The following is a 19,153-nucleotide window of genomic DNA, read 5'->3' as shown; positions in this document are numbered from 1 at the left end:
TTCGGGAGAAGATCATGGTTGCAGGTGATGGTGTAGTGACAAAGGGAACAAAGGGAGAGCGCCGGCCGCGTGGCGCTGGCGCTCTACGGCGCCCCCCTCTGTCCTGCCGGACAGTCCGGCAGGACAGAGGGGGGCGCGAAGGAAAGCAACCTCGCGCACTTGAACTCCGCCTCCCGGCGGGGAGCGACCTTCAATGAATGCCCCCGATCACATCGTCGTCGGCAGCGGCATCAATGCGCTGGTCTGCGCGGCGATGCTCGGCGGCAAGGGCGCCAAGGTGCTCGTGCTGGAGCGCAACGACCGCATCGGCGGCTGCATGCGCACCGAGGAGATCACCGCGCCCGGCTTCGTTCACGACGTGATGGCGACGACTTTCGTTCTGTTCATCACCTCTCCGGCATTCGCGGCACTGGGCGCCGATCTCGCCCGGCACGGGCTGGAGTTCTGCCATACCGGCACGCCGACCGGAGTGCTGCGGCCGGATGGCAGCCACGCGGTGCTCACCACCGACCGTGCCGCCAACATCGCCGCGCTTAACAGGATCGCTGCTGGCGACGGCGACCGCCACGCGGAAGATGTCGGCGGCATCGAGCGCAATGCCGGCCTGCTGTTCGGCCTGCTCGGCGGCGCGCTCTGGTCCTATCCGACCGCGAAGCTGCTGGCCGGCGAGGCCTGGCGGCGTGGTCCCCGCGGGCTTGCCGCCTTTCTCGGCGACGCGCTGGTGCCGGCGCGTAGCTGGCTGGAAAGCACTTATCAGTCGGAGACAGTCCGTGCGCTCTGGGCGCCGTGGGTGCTGCATGCCGGGCTTGGTCCCGAAGACGCCTTTTCCAGCCAGATCGCCAAGGTGATCGCCTTCGCGCTGGAGGCGGCCGGCGCGCCGATCGTCAAGGGCGGGGCGCAGAACCTGCTGTCGGCTTTCGAGGCGCTCATCAAGGAACGCGGCGGCGTCATTTCCACCGAAGCGGACGTTGCCTCCATCCTCATGGCCGGAGGTCGCGCCACGGGTGTGCGGCTGGCCTCGGGCGAAATGGTTCACGCCACCAAGAGCGTCATCTGCTCGGTCACGCCGACGCAGCTTTACGGTCGCCTGCTCGGCAAGGACGCTCCGAAGGGCGACGTCGAAGCGACGCGGAAGTACCGCTATGGCAAAGGCAATTTCCAGATCCATTACGCCCTCGACAAGCCGCCGTCCTGGCGCGGCGAGGGCCTCGACAAGGTGGCGCTGCTGCATCTGACGCCTGGACTGGACGGCGTGTCGAAGGCTTGCAACGAGGCGGCGTGCGGCATGCTGCCCGAAGTGCCGACCATTTGTGTCGGCCAGCCGCATGCGCTCGACCCGTCGCGCTGCCCGCAAGGCAAGGCGATCCTGTGGCTGCAACTGCCCGAGGCGCCGCGCCACATCAAGGGCGACGCCGCCGGCAAGCTGCAGGCACCGGCTGACGGGCAATGGACCGAGGCGCTGCGCGAGGCCTATGCCGATCGCGTCGAAGCGATCCTCGCCAGCCATATCGGCGGCTTCAAGGACAGCATCATTGCGCGCCGCGCCCATTCGCCGGCCGATCTCGAAACGATGAACATCAACCTGGTCGGCGGCGACCCTTATGGCGGCTCCTCTGCTATCGACCAGTCGTTCCTGTGGCGGCCGTTCAAGACCAGCCGCAACCACCAGACCGGCATCAAGAACCTCTACCATATCGGGGCCTCGACCCATCCCGGTGCCGGTCTCGGCGGCGGCTCCGGTTTCCTGCTGGCGGGGAAGCTGTGATGGAACAGAAGGTCGCCGAAAAACGCCAGCGCATTTCGACCCTCGGTCAGATCGGCCTGCAGCAATTCGCGCCCTATCTGATGAACCGCATCATGGGCCGCTACAACGCCACCCTGCGTGATGATTTCCGCAAGCAGGGCCTGACGATTTCGCAGGTGCGCACGCTCGCCGTGCTGTCGGTCGCCGACGGCGTCACCGTCAACGACCTCTCGGTCTATACTGTCATCGAGCAGTCGACCTTGAGCCGCACGCTGGACACGCTGGAGGGGCAAGGGTTCGTGCGGCGCGAGCAGGGCGTCACCGACAGCCGCATCCGCCACGTGTTCCTGACCGACGAGGGCCGAGCCGAGTTCACCCGCGCCTGGCCGGCCATGCATGACGCCTTCGAGGCCATGTTCGACGATATCGACGACGCCGAATATGCAGCACTTATCGCCACGCTTTTGAAGATGCTGAAGAACATTCGCAAGCACGACATCTAGATGTACGCGCCGCCGGCTGTCGGCGGCAACGGAAGGAGGCAGAGATGGCTGAACGGTCTTTTGCCAAGGAAGTCGAAAAGCTGAGGCTCGGCGCCGGCGAGGAATTTGCCGGCGAGGGCATTCTCGCCATGACCAAGGCGCTGCTGCAATGCGGCGTCGGCTATGTCGGAGGCTACCAGGGCGCGCCGATCAGCCATCTGATGGATGTGTTGGCCGATGCGCAGGACATTCTGGGCGAGCTCGGCGTGCATTTCGAGGCGAGCGCCTCGGAAGCCACCGCCACAGCCATGCTGGCGGCCTCGGTGCACTATCCGATCCGTGGTGCCGCGACCTTCAAGTCGACGGTCGGTACGAACGTTGCTTCCGACGCGTTGGCCAATCTCGCGTCCGGCGGCGTCACCGGCGGCGCGCTGATCATCGTCGGCGAGGATTATGGCGAGGGCTCCTCCATCATGCAGGAGCGCAGCCATGCCTTCGCCATGAAGAGCCAGGTCTGGCTGCTCGACCCGCGCCCCAATTTGCCATCCATCGTCAAAGCGGTGGAGGATGGTTTCGAGCTGTCGGAAATCTCCAACACGCCTGTCATGCTGCAGGTGCGCATTCGCTGCTGCCACGTGCATGGCCATTTCATCGCCAAGGACAACAAGCGTCCGTCGATGACGGTTGCCGATGCACTCGATGCGCCGCGCCGCGACACCGGACGCATCGTGCTGCCGCCCGCCTCCTTCCTGCACGAAAAGGAGAAGGTGCAAAAGCGCTGGCCGGCGGCGGTGGATTTCATCACCAGGAACAAGATCAACGAGTTCTTCGGCTCGGACCACGGCTCGGTCGGCATCGTCATGCAGGGTGGCATGTACAATTCGGTCATCCGTGCGCTGCAGCGGCTCGGCCTTGCCGACACCTATGGCGACACGGATGTGCCGCTCTACGTGCTCAACGCCGTCTATCCGCTGATCGACGACGAGTTCCTCGCCTTTTGCGAGGGCAAGCAGGCGGTGCTGGTGGTCGAGGAAGGCCAGCCCAACTATATCGAGCAGGCCTTTGCCGCGATGCTGCACAAGGCGGGGCGCGGCACCAGGCTGGTCGGCAAGGAGCATCTGCCGATGGCCGGCGAATATACCGGCCAGGTCATGCTCGACGGCATCGGCGCCTTCCTGCGCGCAGAAGCCCCGCATCTTTTGCCGGGCGAGGTGCGCGCGCCCAACAAGGTTGGCGACGGCGTCGACACGGCTGATCTGATCAACGTCGTGCCAGGCCGTCCGCCCGGCTTCTGCATCGGTTGCCCCGAACGGCCGATCTTCGCGGCGACCAAACTGGTCGAGCAGGAACTCGGCAAGCACCACATCGCTTCCGATATCGGTTGCCATTTGTTCTCGATCATGCCGCCTTTCGAGCTCGGCTCCACCACGATGGGCTACGGGCTGGGGCCCGCCTCGGCCTCGGCGTTCAATTCGCCCGACGCAAAGCGCCGCTCGATCTCCTTCGTCGGCGACGGCGGCTTCTGGCACAATGGCCTGACCTCCTCGATCGGCAATGCGGTGTTCAACAAGAATGACGGCGTCATCGTCATCGTCGATAATTTTTATTCGGCAGCCACCGGCGGGCAGGACATCCTGTCGTCGCGTGCCGGCAATAGGACCAAGTCGACCAAGCATCCGATCACCGAGGCGGTGAAAGGCATGGGCGTCAAATGGTTGCGCCATGTCGACCGCACCTATGATGTCGGCAAGATGCAGGACACGTTGCGCGAGGCGCTGACGACGGACGAGAAGGGGCCAAAAGTCATCGTCGCTTCGTCGGAGTGCATGCTCAATCGCCAGCGCCGCGAAAGGCCGCTGGTCGACAAGGCGATCAAGGGTGGGACGAGGGTCGTCAAGCCGAAGTTCGGCGTCGACGAGGACATCTGCACCGGCGATCACGCCTGCATGCGGCTCTCCGGCTGCCCGTCGCTGTCGGTGAAATCGCTCGACGATCCGCTGCGCGACGATCCGGTCGCATCGATCGACCAGAACTGCGTCGGCTGCGGCAATTGCGGCGAGGTGGCGGACGCCGCCGTGCTCTGCCCGTCCTTCTACCGTGCCGATGTCGTGCACAATCCAAGCCGCTGGGACCGTTTCCTGGAAGCGACGCGCCGCGCGACGATCGGCTTGCTGCAGAGGCGGCGCGAAAGCCGGCGCCTGATATTCGCCGATGCTTGAGCCTGTTCCTTCCTTGCATCCCAGGTCCGGTGCTGCCGATGAGCCGGTGATCAAGCTCGCCGTGCTGGCCGTTGGCGGCCAGGGCGGCGGCGTGCTGGCCGACTGGATCACCGATGTCGCCGAGCGCAATGGCTATGTCGCGCAATCGACCTCGGTCGCCGGCGTCGCCCAGCGCACCGGCGCCACCATCTACTATATCGAAATGGCCCGCGACACCGGCCGCCTGCCGGTCTTCGCGCTGTCGCCCTCGCAGGGCGATGTCGACATCTTGATCGCCGCCGAACTGATGGAAGCCGGCCGTGCGATCATCAGGGGGTTCGTCACCCCCAACCGCACGACGCTGATCGCTTCCTCGCATCGCATCGCCGCCGTGTCGGAAAAGATCGAACCGGGCGACGGCCGCGCCTCGTCGTCCAAGGTTCACGCCACGGCGGAAACCGCGTCGAAGCGCTTCATCGCTTTCGACATGGAAAAGATCGCCGCCGACAACGGCTCGATGATCTCGGCCAGCCTGCTTGGCGCGCTGGCCGGCTCCGACGCACTGCCGTTTACCCGTGAAAGTTATGAACAGGCGATCGGCACCGGCGGCCGTGGCGTCAAGGCCAGCCTCGCCGCCTTTAGCGCGGCGTTCGATCGCGCGCGGGGCTTGGCGGCAGCACCTTCGTCAAAGCCGGCGGAGCCAGCGATTGTCGAATCCGCCCAGGGTACTGGGCGCGTGAGCGGTCCGCAAAATCTGCTGCAGGGATGGCAGGCGCTGGTTGCTCGCATCGACCTGATGCCCCTGGCCGTGCGCGACATGGCGCTTCGCGGCCTGAGAAAGGTCGTCGACTATCAGGACATCGCCTATGGCCGCGAATATCTCGATCGGCTGGACAAGGCCGTCGCGCTGGACAGCGCCGGCCACGCTCATGTTCTGTCCATCGCCGCGGCCAAGCATCTGGCCAATGCCATGTGCTATGACGACATGATCCGCGTCGCCGATCTGAAAACGCGCTCGACCCGCGACAGGCGGGTGCGCAAGGAGGTTGGCATCAAGGACGGTTCGGTCCTGCAAGTGACCGAGTATTTCCATCCGCGCATCGAGGAGTTCTGCGGCACGCTGCCGGCGGGGCTCGGCGGCTACATCGAGAACCGGCCCAAGCTCGCCGGCTTTCTCGACCGCCGCATCAACCGTGGCCGCCGCATCCGCACCGACAGTTTTGCCGGCTTTGCCGCCCTGTGGCTCATCGGCGGCCTGCGGCGCTGGCGCCGCGGCCTGCTGCGCCATAAGGTCGAGCTTGCCCATCTCGATCGCTGGTACACACTGGCGCTTGGCTACGTGCCGGCAGAGTACGCGCTTGCCATCGAAATCCTCAACTGCCGCCGGCTGATCAAAGGCTACAGCGACACCCATGTGCGCGCCCAGTCGAAATTCGACCGCGTACTCTCTGCTCTCGACCTGCTCAAGGGCCGCGACGATGCCGCCGACTGGATACGCCGCCTGCGCGAGGCGGCGCTGAAGGACGAGAAGGGCGACATGCTCGACGGCGCGCTGAAGACCGTGGCGACGCTGGGGTCATCTCCAGTCACCTGAGTTTCAGCGGGTGACCTCCGCCGATCACGCCGACCAACCGCCTTCGTGACTCTGGCCACGGCAACACAGCTGGCCGCCACCGCTGCATCTCCTCGCTCAACAATCCGCTCTCTTGTGAACGGCGTTCATTTTTAACTTGAACATTGTTCACGTTGTGGTAGGTTGAGGCTATGAACATTGTTCATAGGGAGAAGCGGAAATGTTGAACTGCTCCACAACAGACACCGGGCAGGGCCGCTGGCCGAAACGAGCCTAGACTTGCGATCGCCGGGAAGATCAGACGCGGCAAGAAGTTTAACCAGCTCACATTATTACAACGATTGAAACAGCGCATGAAACCGCGGGGATCACCGGAGCATCGCCGCGTGGTTCCGCCCAAATGGGAAATCGCCATGAACACGCACCTCATGCTTTCGCGGCGCTTCGCGCCGCTTTTCTGGACGCAGTTCCTGTCCGCCTTCAACGACAATTTCCTCAAGAACACTCTGGTGTTCCTGATCCTCTTCACACTGGCCGCCGATCAGGCGGCTTCGCTGGTCACCTTGGCCGGCGCCGTGTTCATGGCTCCGTTCCTGCTCCTGTCGGCGCTGGGCGGCGAGATTGCCGACCGCTTCGACAAGGCGCTCATCGCCCGCCGGCTGAAATTTGCCGAGATCGGCGCCGCCGCCGTCGCGGTCGTCGGCATCGCGCTTTCGTCGATCCCGGTGTTGATGACGGCGTTGCTGATGTTCGGCGTCATCTCGGCGCTGTTTGGGCCGATTAAATACGGCATCCTGCCCGATCATCTCGAGCGCAGGGAATTGCCCCGCGCCAACGCCTGGATCGAGTCGGCGACGTTCGCCGCCATTCTTGGCGGCACGATTGTTGGCGGCGTGGTCTCCGCCGACGGCATTGGCGTCGCCGTCTTCGGCCCGATGATGATGATCCTGGCGGTCGGCTGCTGGGCCGTCAGCCGCTCTATCCCTTCGACCGGCTCCGCCGCGCCGAACCTTGTCATCGACTGGAACATCTTCCGCTCGACATGGCGGCAGGTCAGCGAATTGCGCACCGACACGCGCATCTGGCGCGCCGGATTGATGACCTCGTGGTTCTGGCTGATCGGCGCCATCGTGCTTTCAATCCTGCCCACGCTGATCAAGGATCAGCTCGGCGGCAACGAGATCGCGGTCACCGCCTATCTAGCGGTGTTCGCCGTCTCCATCGCCATCGGCTCGGCGATCGCCGCCTGGATGTCGCAAGGTCGCATGGTGCTGCTCCCGGCGCCGGTCGGAACGGCGCTGCTGGCGGTGTTCGGCTTGCACCTTGCCTGGACGATCTGGAGCATGCAGCCCTCGCCAAAAGCCGAAACCCTTGGCCTCTTCTTCGCAGGGCCAAACACGATCCGCCTTGCGATCGACCTTGCCGGCTTGGCCATTTCCAGCGCCTTCCTGGTGGTGCCGACCTTCGCCGCCGTGCAGGCCTGGTCGCCCGAGGCGCGCCGCGCCCGCGTCGTCGCCGCTGTCAGCATCGTCAACGCCGGCTTCATGACAATGGGCGGCGTCCTCGTCGCCGCCATTCAGGCCGCGGGCGTCTCTATTGCCAGCGTGCTGTTCGGGCTTGCCGCCTTCAATGCCCTGGCCGCCTGGCTGATGTTGAAATATCTGCCGACCAACGCTTTCCGCGACTTCGTCTCCATTCTCTTCCGTGCCTTCCATCGTCTGGAAGTGGAGGGCCTGGAAAACCTCAAGGCCGCGGGCCCGGCGCCGATCCTGGCGCTCAACCATGTCAGCTTCCTCGACGGCCCGCTGGCGCTGACGCTGACCGATGAAGGGCCGGTCTTCGCCATCGACTACACGATCGCGCAGGCATGGTGGATGAAGCCGTTCCTCAAATTGACCCGCGCCCTGCCGCTCAATCCGACCAAGCCGATGTCGACGCGCACGCTGATCAAGATCGTGCAGAACGGCGACCCGCTGGTCATCTTTCCCGAGGGCCGCATCACCGTCACCGGCGGGCTGATGAAGGTCTATGACGGCGCCGCCATGGTGGCCGACAAGACCGGCTCGATGGTGGTGCCGATCCGTATCGAGGGGCTGGAGAAAAGCCCCTTCTCGCGGCTGACTGCGCAGCACGTGCGCCGCCGCCTGTTCCCGAAGGTCAGGGTGACCATACTGCCGCCGGTCAAGCTCAAGGTCGACGACGGGCTGAAGGGACGCAAGCGCCGGGCCGCCGCCGGTGCCGCGCTCTACCAGGTGATGTCAGATCTCGTCTTCCGCACCCAGCATATCGACAAGACCGTGCTCGAAAGGATCATCGAGACGGCGACCGAGCGCGGCATGAAGCAACTTGCCGTGCAGGATCCGGTCGCCGGCTCGCTGAGTTACGGCAAGCTGCTCACTGGCGTTGCGGTGCTCGGCGAGAAGTTCGAGACGCTTTATCCCGGACAGGACACGCTCGGTATCATGCTGCCCAACGCCAATGGCGCCTGTGCCGCTCTGCTCGGCGTCATGTCCGCCGGCAAGGTCCCGGCGATGATCAACTTCACCGCCGGTGCCACCAACATCCTGTCCGCCTGCCAGGCGGCGCAGGTAACCACCATCCTGACCTCTCGGGCTTTTGTCGAGCAGGCCAAGCTTGGCGCAATCGTCGAGGAGGTCGGCCGGTCGGTCAACGTCGTCTGGCTCGATGATCTGCGTGCAACCATCGGCCTCAAGGACAAGCTGCTTGGCCTGTTGCGCAAGACTACGCCCAGGGTTGCCCGCAAGGCCACCGACCCGGCCGTGATCCTGTTCACCTCGGGCTCCGAAGGCACGCCGAAGGGCGTGGTGCTCACCCATCGCAACATCCTGGCCAATGCTGCGCAGGCCGCCTCGCGCATCGATTTTCATTCGGGCGACAAAGTGTTCAACGTACTGCCGATCTTCCATTCGTTCGGCCTGACGGCGGGCACGGTGCTGCCGCTGGTGTCCGGCGTTCCCGTCTATTTCTACCCGTCGCCGCTGCACTACCGCATCGTGCCGGAACTGGTCTATGCCTCGAACGCGACGATCATCTTCGGCACCGACACCTTCCTCAGCGGCTATGCGCGCACCGCCCATCCCTATGATTTCCGCTCGGTGCGCTATTGCTTTTCCGGTGCCGAGCCGGTCAAGGCCTCGACCCGTGAAACCTATATGGAGAAGTTCGGCCTGCGCATTCTCGAAGGCTATGGCGTTACCGAGACGGCGCCGGTGATCTCCATCAACACGCCGATGTACAACAAATCAGGCACGGTCGGAAAAATCATGCCCGGCATGGAATACCGCCTGGAACCGGTGATCGGCGTCGAAGGTGGCGGACGGCTGTTCGTGCGCGGCCCCAACGTCATGGCGGGCTATCTCAGGGCCGAAAAGCCTGGTGTGCTCGAGCCGCTGCAGGACGGCTGGCACGACACCGGCGACATCGTCAGCATCGACGATGCCGGCTTCGTCAGCATTCGCGGCCGCGCCAAGCGCTTTGCCAAGATCGGCGGCGAGATGATTTCGCTGGCTGCCGTCGAAGCATTGGCGGGCGAGCTGTGGAAAGGATCGCTCTCGGCGGTCGCGACAGTGCCGGACTTGCGCAAGGGCGAAAAGCTGGTGCTCATCACCGAAGCCGAAAAGGCGACGCGCGCCGAGTTTCTGGCCTTCGCCAAGGCAAACGGCGCCATGGACCTGATGGTGCCGGCCGAGGTGCGCGTCGTGGCGCATGTGCCGGTGCTTGGCTCGGGCAAGATCGATTTCGTCGGCGTGACCAGGCTGGTGCGCGGCGAAGACTTCGCGCCCGCCAAGGTCGAGGCCGCCTGATCACCGGCAAGAGCGAGACGGCGCCGCGGCAGAAAATGCGGCGTCGCTAGACGTCAGACAATCAGGTTCATCATCGGCTTCACCGCACCTGAGTCCGGAAACACCTTCTCGCCGAGCACTGCGGCCGAAAGTCCGAACTGGTCGGCGAGCAGGCCTTTCAGCACCGCCCTGACATCGCTGGTCGGCGCAAGGTCGCGTTGCTGGTAGAGTTGCGCGGGCTTTAGCCCCGGCCAGTCGGCGATGACGCGCCCGCCCTTGATCGCGCCGCCGGCGAGCAGCACGACGGTGCCGGTGCCGTGGTCGGTGCCGACCGTGCCGTTGATCCGCGCCGTGCGGCCGAATTCGGTGATCGCCACGATCGCCGTATCCTTCCAGCGCTCGCCGAGACCTTTTTTGAATTCCTCGAACGCACCATCGAGGCCGCCGAGCAAGGTGGCGAGCCGGCCGGTCGCGCCACCCTCGTTGACATGCGTGTCCCAGCCGTCGAAGGCGAGTGCCGCGACGCGCGGCCCGTCATCGGCCGCGATCAGCCTGGCGGCACCTTGCGCGGCCTGCCGCATGCCGGCGGCGCTGTCGAGGCCGCCTCTAGGCTTCATCGCCTTAGCGCCGATCTGGTCGTCGAGCGCCATGCGATCGGCGTCGAGGCCCTTTCGCAGCGCCACCGCCAGCACCGGATCGCGGTGCTGATAGAGATCGAGAACCCGCGTCGCAAGGTCGCCTGCTGGCGCTGGCAGCGATTGCGGCGCCCAGCCGAGCACGGGGGCTGCGCCACGGATCACCAGCGGCGTCGATGGTCCGACGGCCAGGGCGCCAAGCGTCGCTACGCGGTCGCCTGCCGGCAGGTTCTCCAGCGCCCGGTTGAGCCAGCCGGTGCCGACATGGCCGGGGCCGGCAAAACCGCTTTCCAGCACATCCTGCCCATCGAAATGCGAGCGCTCGCGATAGCCGGTCGCCGCCGCGTGCACGACCGCCGCCTGGCTTGCCTTGAATAGGCGCGCAAACACCGGCATCGCCGGATTGACCGCGAAGAAAGCATCGAGCGGCAGCGCCGCATGCGGACCGGAAAGCGACAGGGCGATGTCGCCATGCAGGCCGGCATAGTCGGGGTCGCCGACCGGACCGACCGCCGACAGGCCGTCCAGCGCGCCGCGCAGCACGATGACGACCAGGCGCGGGTCGCGGTTGTCGGCGGCGCGGGCGAAGCGGGGCAGATGCGCCCAGGCAAACAGCGCGCCGCCGGTCACCAAGACGGCGCGGCGGGAAGGGTGAGGGGTTTCACACAGCAGGCTCATGACTTCGTCTCCATGGGAGGTGTCGGCGCCGGACCTATCGCTCGAGCTATCGGCGCTGGAATTCGGGCGCCATCAGCAGCAACGCCAGACCTTGCTGCTTGGACTCGGCGCGGGCGACCGCCTGCCGCGTCTCCGGCGAGGCGGAGGGCCCGATCACCGCGTCGAGCATGTCGTTGGGATTGCCGATATCTTTCACTTGCCTGGCGGCCTGCCATGCGATGTCGAGGCGGATCTTCATGCCTTCGGCCGATGCCCAGCTGTCCGCTTGGTCGGAAAAGCCGTTCGGTCCCGGCGGCTGCCAGAGCGGCTCGCCCAATGCGTTGAGCCAGTTGAGCGACTGGCCGGGATCGTTCGGTCCCGGGCCGGCCGCCCGCCTGATGGCAGCGACATAATCGAAGGGCGAGCGCATTTTGGCCAGGGGCGTCGACCACGCCTCCGGCAGGTCGATGAGCGCCGCCGCCAGTGCCCTGAGATGGCCGTCGCTCTTGACGAACACCTTTGCGAGACGGGCGACCGCCGCCGGCGGCGGGTCATCGGCTATGAAATGCCGGGCAAGTTGCGTGGCGATGTGTTGCGCGGTCGCCGGATGACGGGCGATGTCATTGAGCGCGGTCTCGGCCTGGCCCATGCCGCCGGCCGGATAGGTCTTGCCGAGCAGCACCGCGTCGCCCGGCTCGTGCGCATTGGCGTTGAAGACGGAACTGCCGGGTTCGCCCAGCCGTCCTTCCCGCCCGGCCATCGTCCAGCCGGTCAGGATGCGCGCGAAGCTGGTGACGTCGGCCTGGCTATAGCCGCTGCCCACACCGAGCGTGTGCAGTTCCAGGATCTCGCGGGCGAGGTTCTCGTTGAGGCCGCGCTGCCGGTTCTTGCCGGCGCGGGAGTCCGGGCCGATCGACTGCTGGTTGTCGAGATAGAACAGCATCGCCGGATGCCGCTCCACCGCCACGAGCATGTCGGCGAAGCGGCCGAGCACGAAGGGCCGGATCGCTTCCCGTTCGAAGGCCCCGGCGCTGGCGCGCACGATGTTGGCCTTGGCCACGGAGACGCAGAAATGGTTCGACCAGAAATAGACGAGGCGCTCGACGAAGCCGGCCCCGGCCTGCATTGCCATGTCGAAGCGCGCCTGTGCCTCGGCCCGAAACAACGTGACTTCGACAGGCGGCACGGCGGGTTTGATCTTGGCAGCGGCCGGGGCAGCGGGCGGCGACATGCCCGGAGCGGCGGGTGGTGGCATGGCCGAAGCCGAGGCTGGCGTGCCCGTTGCCGGCTGCCCTGTCGCCGTTCGCTCCCGGTCCAGCTTGCGTTGGAGATTCGCCGCCATGCTGGCCTGGATGGCAGGCGTGCTTCCCTTGAGATCGGCATAGGTGGGGTCGTCGAGCGATATCATGGCGGCGTCGAGCCGCCGCAGTTCCGCCTTGAGATAGCCGCGTGGGTCGTTCGCCAGCCTGTCGCGGTCGCCGGGTCGGGCTCCGAGGCCGAAGCGGTTGAAGGCGATCAGGGCGGGATCCGGCGGCGCGGAATCTTTAGCCTGAGCTGCCATGTCAGCGCTCCATGGTTGGATCTCATGCGAGGTGCGCGACGCCCGATTGGGCTGTTTCCCAGCTTAAACCGGGGACAGGCGGCCGGGCAGGCGGGTGCCGCCCGGCCCTTCCCACGCGCTTACTACCAGCGGCTCCAGCGGTGCCAGTGGCGGTGCGGATGCCAGCCGTAATAAGCCGGGCCGTGCCAATAGCGGTAGCGCGGATACACCACGACACGGTTGGGAACGCAGCGCCCCCAGGGATTGGGATGCCAGCCGGGCCCGCAACCCCAGGCCACATGCTCGATCAGTGCCGGGGCGGCCGGTTGCGCCACCATCGGCGTGGCGGCGGAGGTCGCAACGGTTGCTGCGGTTCCGGTCAAGGCGAGGACGGCTGCTGCCGCATACTGTGTCAGGCGGTTCATGACGTTACTCCGAATGTTCTCCGAGAAATGAAGACCTGTTCGCACCGATTGGTCTGGCAGGTCTGCCCTTCTCCCGGTTAAACGGCCTTGCGGGCGTTTTCCGTCGGTCGTCATGGTTGTTTTTTTGGCTCTGCCTTCGGCTGCGGCCCGGCCCGCCTGGCCAGCCCTTCCGCCAGCACGGCGCGATCCGCGGCCGAACCCGCCGCCGCGAATTCGATGATGCGCTGCTCAAGCCGCGTGCGCACGGCGATGTCGGCGTTGCGGGCCCGCTCCAGCGCGGCCGCTAGGGCCGCCGTGTCGACAACCGGCTGGCGCAGCAGGTCGGCTGCCTCGCGCCTGGCCTGCTGACCATCGAGGATGGCCTGGCGGGATTCGCGCCGCACTTCGCGCAGTGCCTTGCGGAACAGCATGCGCTCCTGGTCTGGAAGCCGGCCGCCGGCAGCCTCCAGCGAATAGCCTTGGCCGGACTTGCCGCTTCTTATCCAGACGGCCCCGCCGGCAAGCGCCCCGGCCAGGAAGACATTCAGCACCACCGATGCGATGATGAGATTGCGGCCCGTGCTCATAGGCTCTCCTCGCCGTTTTCGGCATCGGGCCCGGCATCGCCGAACGCCGTTATATCGGCATCCAGCACATAGTGATCCGATCCGGCTTCCGGCGTGACAATGCTCACCAGGGCCAATCCGGCGACGGCGCCCGCCAGACCAATGCCGGCGAGTCCCAGACCCAGCCACCAGAACCGATGGCGCCGGCGCTGGACGAGGTGCCGGCCGGCTGCGCGCAGGATGTTGCCGTGCAGCGCCTTGCCGGGATGCTGGACGCTATAGCTGTCGAGCAGGGCGTCAAGTGTGCCGGCCTGTCGCGAAATGGCCTGGCCCGCTTCGCTTGAAGCAAAAGCTGCGGCGGCTTCACGTTCCGCTTCCGGCCAGCGGCGCAAATCGCCGCCATAGGCATCCGCCAGCGCCGCGAAACGCTTGGCATCCATTGCCGGCCCGTCTTCGATGTCTTCAGCCATTTGTTTTCCCCTTGCACCTCGGTGCCGCGTGCCCACGCGGGTCGGAAACAACGCAGACCAACCGGACGCCCGCAAGGCGGGTTGAACGTACAGTATACGGGCGCGCGCGTTTCTCAGTCATGGCCGCCATCCCCAGCCAGCATCGTCTGCAGTGACCGCCGGCCGCGCGACAGCAGGCTCTCCAGGGCATCGACACTGATCTCCAGGGTCGCGGCCGCCTCGATGTTGGACATCTCCTGATAGTAGACCAGGATGATCGCCTCGCGCTGGCGTGGCGCGATTGCCTGTAAGGCCCGCTCGACCTGATGCCCCTCTTCGCCAGGATGGGAATCGGGAAGCGGAGCGGGGTCGACAATGTCCGGCATTTCGTCGGTCACCAATTCGCGGCGCCGGCGCAGCCGGTCGTAGCAAAGGTTGAGCGTGACTCGGTGAACCCAGGTGTCGAAGCGTGCATTGCCACGCCGCCACTTCGAGGCATGACGCCAGATGCGCACGAAGGTTTCCTGCGCGACATCCTCGGCCTCCGCCGCATCGCCCAGCATGCGCACGGCAAGCGAAAGGATGCGCGGCAGCTTGCGCGCGACGAGCGCCTGCACCGCTGCGGGATCGCCAGCACCGACCCGACGAACCAGCTCCTCGTCCGGATCGGCGCTCATCGGCTGGCGCACTCCCGATATGCATCACACGTCATAGCCTCTTGGTCACTGCTCCGGTTTGGGAGCGGATTTGTGGCTCGGCCTCTCGTCGGCCGTCAGAATGCCGTCGCCATTCTTGTCGAGCCTGGCAAAGCGCTTGGCGAAGAACGCATCGAGCTCGGCCCGGTCGATGAAGCCGTCATGATTGGAATCGATGCGCGCGAAGGATTTGGCCCGGTCGCGCCTGACGTTGCGCTTGGCCTGGAAGGCCTCCCATTCCAGCAGGCTGATCTTGCCGTCGCCGTCCGTGTCGGCGGCCATGATCGCCTTCTCCCGCCGTTTCTGGAACTTGGCCAGTGTGATGTCGGACTTGGCGGCCGACGATGTGCCGGCCGACGATGTGCCAGCCGACGGTGTGGCAGCGGGCGACGCGGCGGCCGGTGGCTGTATCGCTGTCTGGGCCAGAGCCGCGGTGGTCAGCACGCTCAAGGCAGTGGCAAGGATCGAACGGCGTATCATGCTTCACGTCTCCGGTTGGCGCATTGCCATGGCCCAATGCCACGGTCACGCTTCAGCCGTTAAACGTCGTGATCATAAAAATCCGTCGGTCATCAATGTCGATCACGCCGCTTGCCGGCCATGACGGACCGTGGCGGTCCCGGAAGCGGCAGAACACTTCGTCCGGTGCGTCTGGAGTCGCGCCGGCCCGGCCATCCCTTGGCGAAAGCGGGAATTACGTCGATTGGTCGGCGGCTACCAGCTGCTCCTGCTTGAACCCCGCATGTTGCGGGGTCCACACATCGCCCTCGCGGTTGAACCAGTGGCAGAGATACATGCCGGAAGCGGCGCCGTCGCTGACCGTCATCCTCGGGCCTCCCGACCTCAGCTTGACGACGTCTCCGGTCTTGAAAGTGTTGGGCATTTGGACCTCCCATGCTGACACCGCGAGTTTCACATCAAACCCCGGTCTCGACAATGGCGGATATGCTTCGCCGGTGTCGCGATCCACTGCACGGGCAGTGACGCAGGTGCTGATTGCAGCATGCAGGTGGACAAGAGGAAATGGTGCCGCTTAGGTGACTCGAACACCTGACCCCATCATTACGAATGATGTGCTCTACCAACTGAGCTAAAGCGGCCCAGGAGGCCAAGGCCTCCAAGATGGGCTGGGTGATAGACTCAACCGGCCGCGAATTCAAGATGCGACTTGGCAAATCATGCAAGAGGCCCGCCGCAATCGAACCCGGGGTTCTGGCGTCCCTGCATGCTGGAATCGCCGACAGATTCCGATTTTGTTTGCCGGAACATCGCGGAGATGGACTTTGAACGGCCCATCGAGGCAGAATGCGGCTGCCCGCCCGTTGATTGATTGGTCGCCTGCCGCTAACCATCATGAAAGCTTGTGGCAATTTGCAGAGGGACCTCGCTTGGACGCGATCGAAAAAGCGATCCGGAACGCCTTGGAAAAGGGCAACGCCGAGGACCGCGCGTTCCGCGAGAGGGTCTATCGTGCGGCCTTCGCCGCGCTCGACCGTGCGCTCCAGGCCAATCCCGGCGTGACCGTGGAAGTCGCCATCAAGCGCCGCAAGGCTATCCAGGCGAAAATCACCGAAATCGAATCCGAGTATCTGCCGGCGGTGCCCGGCGTTGCCCCGCAAATCGACACGCCGGCGGGCGAGGCCGAGGGCGGCGCAGCGCCGGCGATCGAGGCCGGCCCGAGGGTGCCATCGCCCGCCGTCGCCGTCGACGGCCCCGTGCAGCCCGGATCCGACGCGCCGCGCTCGCGCGTGCTGCCGGTGGTTCCCGACATAATGCCGGACGCCAGTCTTCCCTGCGCGCCAGCCATCGACATGTCGGCTCCCGCCGCGCCGGGAGCCGCGACGGAAGTGGCGCCCGACCGCGATGAGCGGCGCATACGCGGCCGGCGCCTGCCGTTGACCGCCATTTTCTTCACGGTCACGCTGCTCGCGGCGATTGGTATCGGACTGTACTTCGCCATGCAGACCGGTGTGTTCAAAACGGCCGCGCAGCTCAATACCGCGCCGCCGGAAGCGCCGCCGACGGTCGAGGACGACGATTTTACCCCGGCCGACGGCGCCAATGCACCGGCAAAGCCCGGTGCCGCGGATCAGTCGCGCGATTGGATCAATGTGTTTTCGCCGACCGACCCGACCCATGTCGCCGCCCCGTCGGACGCCAAGGCCGAGGTGATGAAGGACGACAGCGGGCCGTTCCTGCGCATCCAGTCCGGCGCCTCCGGCTCGGCGATCGCCTTCGACGTCGGGCAGGGCGTGCTGGAAAAGCTCGCCGGCAAGCACGCCGTGTTCGACATCATCGCCCGCGCCGAGGACGGCAAGGACACGCAGATCTCCGTCGACTGCAATTTCGGCGAACTCGGCGACTGCGGCCGCAAGCGCTACGCGGTCGGCCAGCAGAAAAACGAATATCTGTTCGACGTGAAGTTCCCCGACAAGCATCCCGGCTCAGCCGGAACCATCGCCATCAATTCCGATTTCGACAAACAGGGCAAGGCGGTCAACGTCTACGAGATCCGCGTCTCGATAGAACCCTGAACCGTTGCGACCGACATATCGGCCGCTCCTAGTGGTCGAGCAGCGCCTGCAGGGTTTCTATGCGGTCGGCCTCGTTGGCCGGCTTGTCCCAGCGCAGCCGTGAAATCCTGGGGAAACGCATGGCGACGCCCGATTTGTGCCGGGTCGAGCGGTTGAGCCCCTCGAAGGCGACTTCCAGCACCAGGCCGTTGTCGCGGTCGGCGCGCACCGAGCGCACCGGCCCAAAGCGCTCGACCGTGTTGTCGCGGACATATTTGTCGATCTGCCTCAGTTCCTCGTCGGTAAAGCCGAAATAGGCCTTGCCGACCGGCACCAGTTCCTCCGCGCCCTCGGCTCCGGACCAGACGCCGAATGTATAGTCGGAATAGAAGCTCGAGCGCTTGCCGTGGCCGCGCTGGGCATACATCAGCACGGCGTCCACCGTGTGCGGATCGCGCTTCCATTTGAACCACGGACCCTTCGGCCGGCCCGCGACATAGGGCGAATCCCAGCGCTTCAGCATCACGCCTTCGATAATCGGATGCGGCGGCGTACGACGCAGGTCCTCGAGCGCCTGCCAGTCCGTGAACTCGACGAAGGGGGAGAGATCGAAGCGGCTGGGATCGAGCGTCCCGATGAAGGCTTCGAGACGGCCGCGCCGCTCGCGGAAGGACAGTCCGCGCAGGTCCTCTGCGCCGATCTGCAGCAGATCGTAACAGCGCATGAAGGCCGGATACTGCTGCTGCATCTTCGGCGCCACCGTCTTGCGGTTCAGCCGCTGCTGCAGGTCCGAGAAGGTTCCCGTCGCCTCTCGCGGATCGCCGACCAGCAACTCGCCATCGAGCGTCGCGGAAAAATGCATGGCGTCGGCGAGATCTGGAAAGGCGCCCGAGACATCGTCACCGGTGCGCGAATAGAGCCTGCGGATGCCGCCTTCGGCCACCGCCTGGACGCGGATCCCGTCCCATTTCCACTCGGCCGCATAGTCCACCGGATCGAGCTTTTCGAGATCGCCGTCGCCGATCGGATTCGACAGCATGACCGGGCGGAACAGCGCCATCGCCGTGTTGCGCGGTTTTTCGGCCTTGCCTTCCAGCCAGGCGAACAGCGCCGTGTAGGGCGGCGACAGCCCATGCCAGAGCTCCTCGATCTCGGCGACGTCGACTTTGCCGAAATCGGCCAGCGCCTGTTTGGCCAGCCGCGCCGAGACGCCGATGCGCAGGCCGCCGGTCACCAGCTTGATGATGGCAAAGCGCGCCGAGATGCCGGCGCTGTCGAGCAGCCCTGTCAGCACCTTCGGTCCGTCGGAGCGGCTTGCCGCCTGCAGCTTCGCCACCACCTCGCCGAGCGTCGGCTCGCGGTTCGCGATCCTGCCAGGCGTTTGCGGCCAGACCAGCGACACCGTCTCGGCGAGATCGCCGACATAGTCGTAGGAATAGCCGAACAGCACCGGGTCCATGCGTTCGATGACCAGCGTGCGCAGCATGGCCGGCTTGACCGCGGCGATCCTGAGATCGCCGGTGATGGCCGCCAGCGCCAGGCCGCGATCGGGATCCTCGACGCTGCGGAAATAATCGGTCAAAAGCGTCAGCTTGCCGTTGCGCGACGGCGTCAGCACCAGGCGGTCGAGAAGTTCGGCGAAGCGGTTCATGGCGATGAAGACCGCACGAAGGGGAGAGGTCTGCGCGAGGCGCCCCCCTCTGTCCTGCCGGACATCTCCCCCTCCAAGGGGGAGATCGGATGTTGTGACAGCTTTCGCCAATCTCCAAAGTCGCAGGAATGAGCGCCGCGTCGAAGCTGCCAATCTCCCCCCTTGCGGGCCCGTTGCGCAATATTGCGGGAGGCTTGTTGTGAGGATTGCGGGCGGCCATTTTCGTTGCCTTGGAGGCTTTTC

Annotated in this window: 15 protein-coding genes and 1 tRNA gene; 6 read left to right on the top strand and 10 right to left on the bottom strand. The window is 65.6% G+C overall.

From position 1 onward, the window contains the following. Positions 1-193 precede the first annotated feature (193 nt). The 5 genes from FJ941_RS27455 (at position 194) to FJ941_RS27435 (ending at position 9,821) form a co-directional block, all read left to right on the top strand. Positions 194-1,765 (top strand): NAD(P)/FAD-dependent oxidoreductase, encoded by a 1,572-nt coding sequence (locus tag FJ941_RS27455; protein WP_140510589.1) that lies wholly within the window; start codon positions 194-196, stop codon positions 1,763-1,765. After that, positions 1,765-2,247: a MarR family transcriptional regulator gene (locus FJ941_RS27450; RefSeq protein WP_140510587.1), complete on the top strand. Its 483-nt coding sequence runs from the start codon at positions 1,765-1,767 to the stop codon at positions 2,245-2,247. Before FJ941_RS27455 ends, FJ941_RS27450 begins: the two co-directional genes overlap by 1 nt. A 44-nt stretch (positions 2,248-2,291) precedes the next feature. Then, positions 2,292-4,445 (top strand): indolepyruvate ferredoxin oxidoreductase subunit alpha, encoded by a 2,154-nt coding sequence (locus FJ941_RS27445; protein WP_140510585.1) that lies wholly within the window; start codon positions 2,292-2,294, stop codon positions 4,443-4,445. Next, positions 4,438-6,018 carry an indolepyruvate oxidoreductase subunit beta family protein gene (locus FJ941_RS27440; RefSeq protein WP_140510583.1) on the top strand — a complete coding sequence of 527 codons (1,581 nt, stop codon included), beginning with the start codon at positions 4,438-4,440 and terminating at the stop codon, positions 6,016-6,018. Before FJ941_RS27445 ends, FJ941_RS27440 begins: the two co-directional genes overlap by 8 nt. 392 nt (positions 6,019-6,410) lie before the next feature. Beyond that, positions 6,411-9,821, top strand: coding sequence for an acyl-[ACP]--phospholipid O-acyltransferase (locus tag FJ941_RS27435; RefSeq protein WP_140510581.1), 3,411 nt, complete (start codon positions 6,411-6,413; stop codon positions 9,819-9,821). Between the two features lie 53 nt (positions 9,822-9,874). Here FJ941_RS27435 and FJ941_RS27430 read toward each other — a convergent pair whose 3' ends face one another. The 9 genes from FJ941_RS27430 to FJ941_RS27390 form a co-directional block, all read right to left on the bottom strand. Then, positions 9,875-11,113: a DUF1501 domain-containing protein gene (locus FJ941_RS27430; RefSeq protein ID WP_140510579.1), complete on the bottom strand. Its 1,239-nt coding sequence runs from the start codon at positions 11,111-11,113 to the stop codon at positions 9,875-9,877. A 46-nt stretch (positions 11,114-11,159) separates the two neighbouring features. Next, entirely contained in the window at positions 11,160-12,653 is a 1,494-nt protein-coding gene (locus FJ941_RS27425) for a DUF1800 family protein (RefSeq protein ID WP_140510577.1), read from the bottom strand. 122 nt (positions 12,654-12,775) lie between these two features. Continuing rightward, the gene (locus tag FJ941_RS27420) at positions 12,776-13,057 is read right to left on the bottom strand and encodes a hypothetical protein (protein WP_140510575.1); all 282 of its coding nucleotides are present in this window, start codon (positions 13,055-13,057) and stop codon (positions 12,776-12,778) included. 110 nt (positions 13,058-13,167) lie between these two features. After that, a complete protein-coding gene (locus FJ941_RS27415; protein ID WP_140510573.1) occupies positions 13,168-13,623 on the bottom strand; it encodes a periplasmic heavy metal sensor in 456 nt (151 codons plus the stop codon). Then, positions 13,620-14,072, bottom strand: coding sequence for a hypothetical protein (locus FJ941_RS27410; protein ID WP_140510571.1), 453 nt, complete (start codon positions 14,070-14,072; stop codon positions 13,620-13,622). The genes FJ941_RS27415 and FJ941_RS27410 overlap by 4 nt, the downstream gene beginning before the upstream one ends. Positions 14,073-14,185: 113 nt before the next feature. Next, complete coding sequence (locus FJ941_RS27405; protein ID WP_140510569.1) at positions 14,186-14,728, bottom strand: RNA polymerase sigma factor; 543 nt, start codon at positions 14,726-14,728, stop codon at positions 14,186-14,188. 45 nt (positions 14,729-14,773) lie between these two features. Further along, positions 14,774-15,226, bottom strand: coding sequence for an acid-shock protein (locus FJ941_RS27400; RefSeq protein ID WP_140510567.1), 453 nt, complete (start codon positions 15,224-15,226; stop codon positions 14,774-14,776). 214 nt (positions 15,227-15,440) lie between these two features. Further along, complete coding sequence (locus FJ941_RS27395) at positions 15,441-15,629, bottom strand: DUF2158 domain-containing protein (protein ID WP_027142105.1); 189 nt, start codon at positions 15,627-15,629, stop codon at positions 15,441-15,443. 141 nt (positions 15,630-15,770) lie between these two features. Further along, positions 15,771-15,846 (bottom strand) — tRNA-Thr (locus tag FJ941_RS27390). 288 nt (positions 15,847-16,134) lie between these two features. Between FJ941_RS27390 and FJ941_RS27385 the strand changes: the two genes are divergently transcribed. Then, a complete protein-coding gene (locus FJ941_RS27385; RefSeq protein ID WP_140510565.1) occupies positions 16,135-17,280 on the top strand; it encodes a hypothetical protein in 1,146 nt (381 codons plus the stop codon). A gap of 28 nt (positions 17,281-17,308) precedes the next feature. On the opposite strand, the gene FJ941_RS27380 is transcribed toward FJ941_RS27385, so the two are convergent. Continuing rightward, positions 17,309-18,910: a cisplatin damage response ATP-dependent DNA ligase gene (locus FJ941_RS27380; protein WP_140510563.1), complete on the bottom strand. Its 1,602-nt coding sequence runs from the start codon at positions 18,908-18,910 to the stop codon at positions 17,309-17,311. Positions 18,911-19,153: the final 243 nt, after the last annotated feature.

It is taken from the genome of Mesorhizobium sp. B2-3-13 (genome assembly GCF_006442195.1).
GTDB classification, from domain to species: Bacteria; Pseudomonadota; Alphaproteobacteria; order Rhizobiales; family Rhizobiaceae; genus Mesorhizobium; species Mesorhizobium salmacidum.
Note: the sequence above shows the minus strand (reverse complement) of the source record. Positions and strands in the feature narration are given on the sequence as shown.